Here is a 13,656-nt window from a genome sequence, read left to right as displayed (position 1 = left end):
AAAAGTCGGAACGCAATATCGCGGGCTGGATGTCAGTTATGAGGTGCTGACCTCGCAAAATAACCACTCTTATCAGAAATAAATACAACATAATGATAAGCAAATCCCAACATAATGTTATTTCCATCTCATGAGCAGTCCGTGCGGCATAAATACCATTCATTGAAATCGGAGGGAAACAGGAATGAGTACTAAACCGAATATAATTGTAATTTTAAATGACGATATGGGGTATTCGGACATCGGATGCTATGGCGGTGAAATCGATACGCCGAATTTGAACTCGTTGGCGGAGAACGGCATCCGGTTTGCCCAATTTTATAATACAGCCCGATGCAGTCCGACGCGAGCTTCTTTGCTCACCGGCCTGCATTCCCACCAGACCGGGATCGGAATATTGGTAAACGATGACGGACCTGAAGGCTACGCCGGCAATTTGAATGGAAAATGCGTAACGATTGCGGAGGTTCTTAGAGAAAATAACTATCGGACTTATATGAGCGGCAAATGGCACGTTGCTACAAATACGAAAACCGTGAACGACACATGGCCGATTCAGCGGGGATTCGACCGTTTTTACGGGATACTTGGCGGCGCAGCAAGTTATTTTTATCCGGGCACGCTTACCCGAAATAATGAAAATATTGAACACGAGGCGGAGCGCGACGATCAATACTATATTACAGATGCCATCAGCGGGCATGCGGCACAGTTCATTAAGGAGCATGTAAAAGAGCATCCGGATCAGCCTTTTTTCCAATACGTAGCGTATACTGCGCCGCATTGGCCTCTTCACGCGCGGGAGGAGGATATTGCGAAATATGCTGGAAGATTCGAGAAAGGCTGGGATCGGCTGCGGGAGGAGCGATTGGAGAGAATGATCGAAAAAGGCCTTATCGATTCATCGTGGAAGCTGACGGATCGAGATCCGGGACAGCCCAAATGGGATGATGTGGAGGATAAGGCATGGCAGCTTCGGCGAATGGAGGTTTATGCTGCGCAAATCGACCGGATGGATCAAGGTATAGGCACGATTTTGCAAACATTAAAGGAGACCGGCCAGTGGGAGAATACGATCATCTTCTTTCTTGCCGATAATGGTGGTTGTGCGGAAGAACTGGCACCAGGGGCGGGCGAGGCTCGAATCCGGAGAGGGATCGGCCGGGAACGGACCAAAAATAACGAGCTTGTAGCCTTTGGAAATCGTAACGACATCCTGCCGGGAGCCGAAAATACGTATCAAAGCTATGGGGTAGCCTGGGCGAACTTGTCGAATACGCCGTTCCGCCTGTATAAGCATTGGGTACATGAAGGCGGGATCGCAACTCCACTGATTGTGCATTGGCCTGAGTCGATTACCGATCCAGGCGCTATCAGGCATACTCCGGGCCAGCTAACGGATATTATGGCGACGATACTTGAAATTTCGGGCGCCAGTTATCCGGCGACATATAAAGGCAGACCCATTTTACCCTTGGAGGGGAAAAGCCTCATTAACATCATAGAGGGGAACACGTGGCCAAGCCGTCCGCTCTTCTGGGAGCATGAAGGAAATGCCGCCGTCCGCTTAGGCCAGTGGAAGCTGGTAAAAAAGTATCCAGGTGCATGGGAGCTTTATGATATGGAAACAGACCGTACGGAAACGAATGATCTTGCCGGCGTGCATCCCGGGAAAGTAGCGGAGCTAAGCAAAGAATATGACAAATGGGCTGACCGTTGCGGTGTCATTCCAAGAGATAAAATATTAGCTTTGAAAAGGGGCAGACCATCGGATCGAAAAGTAAATTCCTGATCGCTCTGTGATCTGAAGCAGACATTTAATACGTTTCCTAAAGTGGATTATGAAAGTGGGGGATTTACCTTTGATGAATAAAAGGAAAGCCCGAATAGGAGTTATATTTCTATTCGGTGCTATGACTGTGGCGTGGCAGCTACAAAGAAAATAAGATCGAAGCGTCGCCGAACAGACGATGAGCTTTATCGAACGAGGTACAGCGTAGGAAGCGTGTGGAACGCATTGACACTTCCGACAGAGCATGATACCATTTTTATACATACAGCATATATTGTGTTCAACCGGAACTCCGGAGACGCAGCTTTCCTTTCTTTTTTGAGGAGAGCTACGTCTTTTTTAGTTTCTTACTACCCTCTAGATATTTGGGCACGAATTAATGCGAGAGGTGAGCGTATGAAAGAGTACTTACAAGAATTTAGGGAGAGCTATCGCTACACACCATCGGATTTCGAAAAGCTGGGAGGGATTTGGCCGCTTCGGGTAGGACAAAACAAGGCGAAATCGAACTATATCGTGGGACCGCGGGTAATTGATTGTTATTCCCTCCACTTTATTATCAGCGGCTCACTTTTCCTTTCGCACGGAAATGAATACGTCAAATTGACACAAAATGATATCTTTTGTCTCCATCCCCATATAAAGTACAGCTATTCTATTGTTGAAGATGACCCCGATACGCCATTGAGAATGTTTTGGATGGCATTTAACGGAACCCAAGCTTCTCCCATGTTGAAGTATATCGACGTCTCAGAAGAACGACCCTATCTTCGGAACCGCATGACACCGGAACTGTTGACGTGGGTCAAAACATTGTTTCAGCTCATTGCGGATAAGGAAAATAACGCGGTGATTAGACTGCAAGTCACTTTATACAATATTTTCAACATGTTAACTCCACTCACTGTGAATTCACCTGAGAAGGCGCATGCCAATGAATGGCTAAAAAAAAGCGTTGATTTTATCAACACGCATTTTACGGAAGGAATTACGGTAGCAGAGGCTGTTAGGGTAGCGGGCGTGCACCGTTCGCATTTTTACAATGAGTTTAATCGTCTGCTCGGTATGAGCCCTATGCAATATTTGATGAAGCTTCGTATGGAAAGAGCCAGCGGGATGCTCAAGAATACAAGGTTGAGCGTTACGGAAATATCGCTCTCTTGCGGGTACCTCGATCTGTATTCGTTTTCCCGAGCTTTTTATAATTATTATGGTCTGTCCCCATCCGAGTATAGGGCTGGCGTACCCGTTAAGGTTAATCCGATAGACGTCAGAAGTACAACAAAAAAACGAAATAAACAAAATGTCATTTTCTTATGATGTCGGACTGTTTATGTATCCGACTAATAACATGGGATTGCTATATGCAGCAGACAAAATGCCAAATCCAATAATACAAAGTGATATTACCCTTTTTGCCATAGCTCATGTATGATAGTTTTGTCAATTAATTCCTACTATACAAATATGATTTAGCGGAATAGATGTGTTGACTGGACCCACCAGAAACACAAGAGGGAGAATACGTTTCGAATTGGAATGAAGGGAGAGGATCCATCTGTTTCATAGAAGTAGAGTGCTTGTGCCTATACTGGCGCAATTATTAAGGAGGTGTTTTTCATAGTCATGGTCAAACGAATTGGTATACTGCTTATTATTACTGGGATTATCCTTTCGTTGCTCGGCTGCGGAAACGAGGAGACGGTCCAAGGCAAGGGTGAAGAGCCCATTACAATCTCTGTATACAAGACCGGGCTCAATTTAACCGAGACGGAATTCCAAACCTTTTTTATAGAACCGGTCAAGAAAAAATATCCTAACATTACGTTGAAACTGATTGTGGATGAGAAAGGCGCGACACCGGAGGAGCTTTTAGCTGCGAATTCGTTTCCCGACATCATTTTCACGAGCAATCCGTCGTATTTTCGGCTGCAAGGCTTGAACGTCGTAAACGGGCTCGACGATTTGGTGAAAAAAAACCAATTCGACCTAAATCGGATTAAACCGGTAATTACCGATTCGATCAAATTGTATTCAAGCAATAACGAACTGATTGCACTACCGTTTTCCCTTAATGTGGCCGCTCTTTTTTACAACAAGGACATCTTCGATAAGTTCGGCGTGGAATATCCGAACAAAGTCATGACCTGGGAGGAGACGTTAAGACTGGCCAGACAGCTGACCCGAACTGAAGGCGGGATAAATTATGTCGGTATCGATTTGACAGGACCGACGAATATTGCACGCGGTCTGTCGTTGCCTTTGATTGATCCGCAAACCGGAAATGCGGCTGTGCAAAGCGAGCCTTGGGTGAGGGTGTTTCAGTTGCTGAAGGAATCTTACGAAATTCCGGGGTATATCGGAGAAAATGGCCGTCATACTTATGGTAATAAAGCTTTCTTGCAGGAACGGAATTTGGCGATGCTGCCGAACTGGCTCGGTGGCTTAATCGGACCTTTGCAGGAGCTGAGCCAGCAAGGAACCAGGCTAAATTGGGATGTGGCACCTCTTCCGAATTTTCCGGAAGCTCTCGGAACGGGCAGAGAGATCGACATCCACTCAATGATGCTTTCCAAACTGAGTCCGCATAAGGAGCAGGCGTTCCAGGTGATGACTTATATGCTGTCGGAGGAGGTTCAAAAGATCATCGCCAACTCGGGACGGATGTCCGTTCTCGATAATCCGCAGCTAGAGAAGGAATTCGGGACTGAACTGGAAAGCCTGAAAGGCAAGCAAATCGAGAATGTGTTCAAAGCGCTACCCAGAAAGCTTCATATTCCGAGTGAATTCGACAAGGACGTGGCTACCAAAAAGCTGGAAGATGCCGCCAAAGAAGTCGCGACCGGTAAGGCGGATGTCAATTCCGCGCTGCGAAATGTACAGTCCGCGATTGATAAAGAGATTCAATCGCTGAAGGCAACCGATCGCACTATATCCGTTCCGGCGGAGGAAAAGAAACCATAAGCAAATAACTTAACCAACCCTCCAAACCGAAGGTAATGCGCCGACGCTGACTTAGGCAGGGTTCATAACAAGGAGGAATGTTCTTGGCTGCCGAAAACCGAAACTTTATCTTTTTCTTTCCTGACGAGATGCGTGCCGAAAGTTTGTCTTGTTACGGTCATCCTCTCGTGAAAACGCCCAATTTTGACAGACTGGCCCGTGAGGGAGTCCGTTTCGAGCAGTGCCACGTTCAGCATACGGTATGTTCTCCGTCCCGCTGCAGCCTGATGACCGGCTGGTATCCTCATACGGCAGGCCATCGGACATTGTGGCATTTACTGCGACCTCATGAACCCAGTTTATTCAGGTATTTGAAGCAAGCAGGTTATCGGATCGAGTGGTTTGGTAAAAACGACCTGTATTCAACGGAATACTTTCGGGAATTGGGATGCGACTTCAGTACAACCGGGAAAAGTACCCTAACCGATTCAAACCCATCCGATAGCTTCGTGAGAGAAAATACGTTCGATCCGGAAGATCCGGCGTACTACAGCTTTTTGTTCGAGCCGAAGGGAGGCAGCGGAACGGAAACGGCCGTGAAGGTTCAAAAAGCAACTCAATTCCTCCGTTCGCAAGATGCAAAAGAACAGCCGTTTTTTCTCTACTTGCCGACGGCGATGCCGCATCCGCCATATGCGGCACCTGAGCCGTATCATAATATGTACGATCCGGATGAGCTTCCGGAGCTGCGTCCGCCGGTTGCGGGTAAGCCAGGTTTTTATGAGAAAATTCGAGCATATAGACGACTGGATCAATTACCGGGGGACGTACTGAAAAAAATTCAGGCGGTCTATTTAGGTATGATCAGTCATGTGGACTTTTGGCTCGGCGAGCTGATGAACGCACTTGAAGAGAGCGGCCTGGCCGATTCGACGACGATTATCGTTTCTTCCGATCATGGGGATTGGGCTGGCGATTACGGTCTTGTCGAAAAATGGCCGAGCGGCCTAGACGATACCCTGACAAGAGTTCCGCTGCTGGTCCGCAGTCCGGGTTGCAAGGCGAGTCATATCGTGAAGGAACAGGTTGAGCTGTTCGATATTATGGCAACCGTGCTTGATATGGCTGGAATTGAAGCAAAGCACAACCATTTTGCGCATTCTCTCGTTCCTCAACTTCACGGGGAACCTGGCGATCCGAGCCGGGCGGTGTTTGCCGAGGGCGGGTACGATTTGCGGGAGGAGCACTGCTTCGAGGGTCGGCCCGATCGAACGTTTGACGGCTTTTTTCGTGACGAGAAGCATATTTATTATCCGAAAGGAAAGCTGCAGCAAGATTATCCGGAGTCCGTATGCCGTGCTTCGATGATCCGTACGCAAGACTACAAGCTGGTACGGCGCACGGCAGATTTGAGTGAATTATACGATTTGCGCAGAGACCCCCGCGAACTGAATAATGTGTATGGCCACACATCTTATAGGACGATACAGGCGGAGCTGGAATCACGGCTGCTGGACTGGTTCATCCATACGGCCGATGTGGTGCCGATGGACGAAGATCCCCGCGGTTTTCCGAAAGCAAGTCGCGAAAGGAGCAGATCCTTATGAATATCGTTTATATCCATACTCACGATACCGGCCGCTATATCGAGCCATACGGACATAAGGTACCGACGCCACGGCTGCAAGCTTTTGCCGAAGAAGGGATTCTGTTCCGGCAAGCTTACAATGCGGGCCCAACCTGTTCGCCAAGTAGATCCGCTTTGCTGACAGGCATGGCTCCCCATTCGTCGGGAATGCTTGGCCTTGCCCACCGAGGATTTGAGCTAAGCGATCCAAACCGGCATCTAGCCTCGTTTCTAAAAAACCATGGATTCGAAACGGCTCTGTGCGGCGTTCAGCATGAAGCCCGGCAGCCCGAACAGCTCGGATATGAGCGTATATTGACAACTCCAGGAGGAAGCAGCAAAAGAGAAGGACAATGGGATATGGAGAACGCGCATAAAGTAGCTGAATATTTGAAGACTCGAAAGCCGGAAACACCGTTTTTCCTATCGTACGGCATGTTCAGCACACATCGGGAGTTTTCTGAAATCGACGGAGCTATTAATCCGAACTATGTGCTTCCGCCTTTTCCACTCACAGACACAAAGCAAAACCGGGAGGATATGGCTGCCTTTATAAGCTCCGCCATGACGGTAGACCGGTGTGTAGGCATCGTCCTCGATGCACTTCGGGAAGCCGGGCTGGAACGAGATACGTTAATCATTTTTACTACGGATCATGGAATTGCGTTCCCGCGGATGAAATGCAATTTGTACGATACGGGAATCGGCGTATCACTGATCCTCAAAGTTCCAGGGATAACCGATGAAGGTGGCCGTGCGATTGACGCGCTCGTTTCACAGCTCGATCTCTTCCCGACGATTTGCGATTTGCTGTCAGTCAAAAAGCCTTCGTGGCTGCAAGGACATTCACTCCTCCCGCTGTTAAAGGGAGAATCAGAAAGCATACGGGACGAGATTTTTTCGGAGGTCACTTATCATGCCGCCTATGAACCGATGCGGTGCATACGGACGAATCGATTCAAATACATCAAGCTATTCGACGACCACAACCGCCACGTACCTGCGAACATCGACGACGGCCCGGGCAAAACGTTTATGCTGGACAATGGGATGCTGAAGGAAAAGAAGGAGCACGAGATGCTGTTCGATCTAAATTTGGATCCGGTTGAACGTGTGAATCTTATCGGCAATGCCGAATACGGATCCGTTTATCGCGACTTGTCGGAACGTCTTCGTACCTGGATGGAGCGTACGGACGACCCGCTGCTGCTCGGGAAAGTACCCGCTCCAGCAGGGGCGAGAGTAAACAGGCTAAGCAGTATAAGTCCGAGGCTGCATGAATACGAATGAAGCCTTGGCGGAGATGCAGCGTTTCGCGTACCGTTGTCGCTTGCAAATTTCAATGATTTCCAGGTTAACAATATAAAATTAAATATATTAAAAAAAAACACCGCTTTGGTGTTTTTTTGTTTGTCAAAAAACAACCAACTGGAAACCGTCGAGCGATCCACAAAGCAGATAGACGTACTCGAAGTTTTCAACTTCGGCACACGGAGTCAACAAAATGAAAAACGCAATCCAACATAATGATATTTTCATCATTGCATGAAATGATTTATGATTTCATTAATTCCGATAATTATTATAGGATTAATTAAATTGGAGGTAAAGCTCAAAACGGAAGCGGATGGAGCAGCGGCCTGATGGAAATACACCGAATTTCCGAGGCCTTAACATGTGAAGATCAACGTTTTGGTCTCTTTACTTTTCAATTTGTTTCTATAAAGGAGTGAAAGATGAAATGTCAATCAAGTCATTGCCGAATCTTGTTTTTATTTTCGCGGATCAATTTCGAGAGGAGTCTTTACCTACCCGGGATCCGGATGTCATTGCGCCCAATTTGCAACGACTGATTGACGAAGGGGTCTCTTTGACTCGAACCTATACGTCCAATCCTGTTTGTACGCCTGCCCGGGCTTCGATCATTTCCGGTCTCTATGCTCATACTCACGGTCTCATTACAAACAACCTGCGTTTGCGCACCGATATAACTTCAATTGCGCATATATACCGCAATCATGGATACCAGACCGGCTATATTGGCAAATGGCATTTGGACGGGGAGGAGAAGCCGGGCTTTGTACCACCGGGCCCGAGAAGGCAGGGCTTCGATTACTGGGCTGCATTTAACCGCGGGCACAACTATTGGAATTCGGTCTATTACCGGAATGAGGCCGAGCCGATTCACGAAAACGGTTATGAACCGGATTATCAAACCGATCTGGCGGTCAGCTTCATTGAAAATAACAAGGATCGGCCTTTCTGCTTATTTATGTCTTGGGGTCCGCCTCACACTCCTTTTTATCCGGTGCAAGGGAGAGACGCCCGCTGGGAAGATCTGCGGCCGGAGAGCATTCATTTGCGGCCCAATGTACCCGATACGGAAGCGGAGAAGGCAAGGGAGGAGCTGGCAGGCTACAATACGCATATTACCGCCTTGGACGATAATTTGGGGAAAGTCATCGATAAATTGGACATTCTTGGCTTGAGCGAGAATACCATTCTGGTATTCTCCTCCGATCATGGAGATATGCTCGGTTCCCAAGCATTGTACCGTAAAGGACAGCCGCTCGAGGAAGCGATACATATCCCGTTTATTCTCAAATATCCGGACAAACTCGGACGGGGATTGGAGAATGACGTGTTGTTCCATACCGTTGATTTCATGCCGACGCTGCTTGCTCTATCCGGTCTTAAGTGGCCCGATGCGGTTCAAGGCAATGACCTCTCACAAGCCCTTATACACAACGATCCGACGCTCGGACCGGAGGCGGTATATATACAAGGGAAAATGGGCAAGGCGGAAGAATTCCGCGCGGTCCGTTCGAAGCATCATCTGCTCGCGGTTAAATTGTCCGGTTTGCAAACCACGCATCTGTACGATACTACAGAAGATCCTTTTGAACGAAGCAATAAAGCCGGTCATCCTGACAATGAGGAATTAGAACGGCAATTACGTAATCTTCTTTTTCAATTTGCCTCTGAAACAAAAGATAAGCTCGTCACCGAGCGCATAGAGGAGACCTCTTCATGAAACACACATCTTTGATCGCAGTATTATCTGTCCTTATCCTGGCCAGTTCCGGATGCAGCGGTCGCGTGGAACCGTCCGGCGGCTCCGGTGGTTCCGTCGTTGCCGATAATGAGCCGGTCAAATTAACGATGTACCAGCGCGGCGCCAATATCAGCGATGAAGAATTCCGCGTCTTGATCGCCGAACCGGTGAAAAAGAAATATCCGTATATCGACATTGAACTCGTTCACGCGGACAAAGACAAAACGCCGGAAAGCTTAGTTTCCAGCGGAGTTATGCCGGATCTTGTCTTCACGAACGCATTAGGGGTTCGAACGTTCAACGAATTGAATGCAACGGAGGATTTGTCCACGTTGATCAAAGCGAACGGCTTTGATTTAAACCGTTTTGAGCCCAACGTTATCGAAACGATCAAATCGCTTGGAGCGCAAGGACAATTCTATGCGGTTCCGTTCTCCATTAATTTCACCGCACTTTTTTACAACAAAGATCTATTTGACAAGTTTGCCATTCCATATCCGAAGGACGGGATGACCTGGGAAGAAGTGATCGATTTAGCCAAGCAATTGACCCGGCTCGATAACGGGCAGCAATATTATGGCCTTCACCCGGGCGGGGTCGAGCTTAAATCCGAGCAGCTTTCTCTTGTCTCCTTCGATCCGAATACGAAAAAAGCAACGCTTAGCGGTGACGGATGGGTGCGGATATTTCAAGCACACAAAGCCGTTACGGATATTCCCGGCAACCAGCCGCCGAACAATCTCGCAGCATTTCAGATAGATCAAACATTGGCCATGTCTGCAGCGAAGGGTGCAAGGATTGGAGAGCTTGAGGACTTGTATAATCAAGGGAAAGCGCTCAATTGGGATTTGGTATCGTTTCCGACGTTCCGGGAAGCTCCCAGAATCGATGCAGAGGCGGCAACGCACATGCTGATGATGACTTCTACCAGTAACCATAAGGAAGCGGCATTCAAAGTGATGGAGGTTGTAACGGAGGAGGCGAACCAGTCGGAAATGAATAAACGTGGCCGCCTAACGAGCTTGAAGGATCCTAAAATTAAAGAGAACTTCGGTGCAAATCTCCATTCGTTGAAGGGAAAAAATGTGAAAGGCATTTTCTATAATACACCGGCGGTGAACCGCTATAATGACAAATTTACGGATCTTGCTAAAGGTCAAATAACGACGGCCATCAACAGGGTCATAAAAGGGGAAGCAGACATCAATACGGCGCTGCGCGAAGCGGAAGAGTTGGCGAATAAGCAAATTGAAACGGAACTAAAAAAACAGTAATCACAGTGGGGAGGTTACATGAAAAAACGAATTTGGAGGACAGATGATCAATGAAAAAAGCCAATGTGCTTTATGTCTTTGCCGATCAATTAAGTATGCTGGCATTGAATATTTATGGCGCCCATAATCGGGTATATACGCCGCATATTGATCAGTTGGCGCAGAAAGGCGTACGGTTTAAAAAAAGCTATTGCGTAACGCCGCAGTGCTCTCCTTCCCGGTCTGCCCTATTGACGGGTCTGTATCCGCATAAGACCCAGGTGATCGGAAATATGGGCACGATGCATACGGAACCGTTGGACCCGCAGCTTCCGAATCTTGGGAATCTGCTGAAAGCGCATGGCTACCGGACGGCATATTTCGGCAAATGGCATCTGGGACGTACACCTATAACGGAATATGGCTTCGATGTGACCGCCGATTTCCATAGCAATGATGAAGAAACGACCGACCATGCGCTGAGCTTTTTGGAACAACAAACCGATGCTAAAGATCGTCCATGGCTCTGCATGGTTTCTTATAACAATCCTCATGATATTTATCACGTCGTTCGAAATAAGCTGGACGGGAAACCATTGGACACTTCCCTTATTCGCCTGCCGGATAACTTTACGGACGATTTGTCGACAAAGCCTGCCGCACAGCGGTTGTTTCGGGATGAGGATCAAGGGAAACCGCTTAAATCATATGCGGATAAAGATTGGAAATATTATTTGGCCTATTACTACCGGCTTGTCGAGGAGATCGATCGTCAATTCGGCCGGATCGTAACGAAATTGAAACAAACAGGACTGTACGAAAGTACGTTGATCGTATTTACGTCCGATCATGGTGACTTGATGGCAGCTCATCGTACGCCATATAAGGGTCCTATGATGTATGAGGAGTTGGTAAGAATTCCGCTGATTTACAGCTGGCCGGGTGTTCTTCCCGAGGGTGCGAGCCGGGATCAACTGACGGTGAATGCCGATCATCTGCCGACGATCATCGATCTGTTGGGTTTTGAAGTTCCCGCACAGCTGGACGGAATCTCCTTGAAGGCAAGCTTGTTTAACAGGGAAGCTCCAAGCCGTGAATATGTTGTCATGCAATATTATTCGAAACAAAAATGGATCAATCCCATTCGTAGCGTGACAGATGGAAGGTACAAATTCAATAGATACCGCAGTGGTGAAGAGGAGCTCTACGATCTGTCAACCGATGTCGCCGAAGTAGATAATTTGGCTAATCATCCAGAGTACAGAGATATCAAAAATCGATTCGCACATGAAATTTCACGTTGGATGGAGCTTCATCAAGACCCGTTCACCCAATATGTCCGGACGGACCGGGAAGGAAATCGGGTGGAGGAAACGAACAGCATCACACAATCCTGCGTAAGATCGTTGAAAGGAGCGATTGATCGATCATGACCAGACCTAATATATTGTTGATTACAGCGGACGACCTGAACTACAACTCACCTGGCGTTGCAGGATGCGGAATACCCGGTGTTACGCCAAACATCGATCGCTTGGCTCAGGAGGGCATCCGGTTCGTCCATGCCCATGTGAACATCGCTGTTTGTCAGCCTTCCCGTTCAGTGCTCATGACGGGTAAATACCCGCATCGTAACGGGGCGATAGGCTTCGGGCCCATTGATTCGGACGTCGTCACGCTGCCGGAGCTGCTCAAGCGTGCAGGCTACCGCAACGGAATTATCGGGAAAGAGACACATCTGGCACCGGCCGAAAAATTTTATTGGGACGCATCGATTCGCACTGTAGATGAGACGGGCGGTTATGGCCGCAATCCGCAAGTGTATTACCGGCACTCGAAGCAGTTTATCGAGGAGGCCGTTCGGGAGGACGTACCTTTCTTTCTCATGGCCAACTCTCACGATCCCCATCGACCTTTTGCAGGAAGCGAACAGGAGATCAAAGCCTTTGGCCGGCATACGGAAGCAACCCGTCACTTTACTCCGGAAGAGATAGAAGTTCCGGGATTTTTGCCGGATCTTCCGGAGGTTCGCAAAGAGCTCGCTCAATATTTTACATCCGTTCATCGGTGCGACCAGACGGTCGGTGAAATTTTAAGAGCGCTCAAGGAATCGGGACAGGAGGATAACACGCTGGTCATGTTTTTAAGCGATAACGGCATGGCCTTTCCTTTTGCCAAAACGAATTGCTATTTGACAAGCACTCGTACGCCATGGATCGTTCGATGGCCGGGCAAAATCAAACCGGGAACGGTGGATGATCAGCACTTTATTTCCGGGATCGATTTTATGCCGACGATTCTGCAGGCAGCCGGCCTGCCTAAGGAGAGGGGGGGAGACGGCCGTTCCTTCAGAGATCTGTTGCTTGGCAATACGCAGCCGTTTCGCAACAAGGTGTTCACTGTATTCAATCAGACCTCGGGGAAACGCAATTATCCGATGCGCTGTGTGCAGAATAAAAAATATGGCTACATCTATAACGACTGGTCCGATCAGGAAAATGTGTTCGTGAACGAATCGCAAAACGGCTTAACCTTTAAAGCGATGCAGCGTGCTGCGGAGATGGATGCAGCTATATCCACGCGGGTCCGTCTATTTCAGTATCGGGTAAAAGAAGAGCTATATGATTTCGAAAAGGACCCCGATGCATTGATTAATTTGATCGATGATCCTCAATACGGGCATATCGTGAACGATATGAGACAAGAGCTGCTTTACACCATGAGCTCGACATACGATCCCGTTGCGGATTCCTTCCGGGCCTTCTTAGCGGACCAGACGCCGAAATTTGGAATCCATTGACTACACAGAAAATACGAAAGGAGAATCATTAAGCTGCAACCGGATCGACGATCCCGGGTATCAAGAGGAAGTTAAGGAGTACGTCGAGGCGCTGTCTCGCTGGATTCTGTTCGAGGAGCCGCCCCCGGTTCATACGGACGAATCCGCAGCTACGATTGTTTAATCCGAATTGTTTTCTATTTCGAT

The 13,656-nt window shown here is 48.1% G+C and carries 10 protein-coding genes; all 10 read left to right on the top strand.

Translation table 11 applies throughout. The features are described 5' to 3' along the window. Window positions 1–184: 184 nt before the first annotated feature. Window positions 185–1,792, top strand: coding sequence for an arylsulfatase (locus DVH26_RS20195; protein ID WP_239624614.1), 1,608 nt, complete (start codon window positions 185–187; stop codon window positions 1,790–1,792). A 396-nt stretch (window positions 1,793–2,188) separates the two neighbouring features. Further along, the gene (locus DVH26_RS20190; RefSeq protein WP_239624612.1) at window positions 2,189–3,112 is read left to right on the top strand and encodes an AraC family transcriptional regulator; all 924 of its coding nucleotides are present in this window, start codon (window positions 2,189–2,191) and stop codon (window positions 3,110–3,112) included. 306 nt (window positions 3,113–3,418) lie between these two features. Then, on the top strand, window positions 3,419–4,756 hold the full coding sequence (locus DVH26_RS20185; RefSeq protein ID WP_239624610.1) for an ABC transporter substrate-binding protein: 1,338 nt from the start codon (window positions 3,419–3,421) through the stop codon (window positions 4,754–4,756). Between the two features lie 83 nt (window positions 4,757–4,839). Continuing rightward, window positions 4,840–6,342 (top strand): sulfatase family protein, encoded by a 1,503-nt coding sequence (locus DVH26_RS20180; RefSeq protein ID WP_239624608.1) that lies wholly within the window; start codon window positions 4,840–4,842, stop codon window positions 6,340–6,342. Further along, a complete protein-coding gene (locus tag DVH26_RS20175) occupies window positions 6,339–7,652 on the top strand; it encodes a sulfatase family protein (RefSeq protein ID WP_239624606.1) in 1,314 nt (437 codons plus the stop codon). Before DVH26_RS20180 ends, DVH26_RS20175 begins: the two co-directional genes overlap by 4 nt. A gap of 451 nt (window positions 7,653–8,103) precedes the next feature. Then, entirely contained in the window at window positions 8,104–9,396 is a 1,293-nt protein-coding gene (locus DVH26_RS20170; RefSeq protein ID WP_239624603.1) for a sulfatase family protein, read from the top strand. Continuing rightward, window positions 9,393–10,691 carry an ABC transporter substrate-binding protein gene (locus DVH26_RS20165; protein ID WP_239624600.1) on the top strand — a complete coding sequence of 433 codons (1,299 nt, stop codon included), beginning with the start codon at window positions 9,393–9,395 and terminating at the stop codon, window positions 10,689–10,691. Before DVH26_RS20170 ends, DVH26_RS20165 begins: the two co-directional genes overlap by 4 nt. 50 nt (window positions 10,692–10,741) lie before the next feature. After that, complete coding sequence (locus tag DVH26_RS20160; RefSeq protein WP_239624598.1) at window positions 10,742–12,103, top strand: sulfatase family protein; 1,362 nt, start codon at window positions 10,742–10,744, stop codon at window positions 12,101–12,103. After that, window positions 12,100–13,470: a sulfatase family protein gene (locus DVH26_RS20155; protein ID WP_239624595.1), complete on the top strand. Its 1,371-nt coding sequence runs from the start codon at window positions 12,100–12,102 to the stop codon at window positions 13,468–13,470. The genes DVH26_RS20160 and DVH26_RS20155 overlap by 4 nt, the downstream gene beginning before the upstream one ends. After that, window positions 13,457–13,633 (top strand): hypothetical protein, encoded by a 177-nt coding sequence (locus tag DVH26_RS20150; RefSeq protein WP_239624593.1) that lies wholly within the window; start codon window positions 13,457–13,459, stop codon window positions 13,631–13,633. The genes DVH26_RS20155 and DVH26_RS20150 overlap by 14 nt, the downstream gene beginning before the upstream one ends. Window positions 13,634–13,656: the final 23 nt, after the last annotated feature.

The sequence above is a fragment of the Paenibacillus sp. H1-7 genome (assembly GCF_022354825.1).
GTDB lineage: Bacteria > Bacillota > Bacilli > Paenibacillales > NBRC-103111 > Paenibacillus_S.
This window is presented reverse-complemented; position numbering and strand designations above follow the sequence as displayed.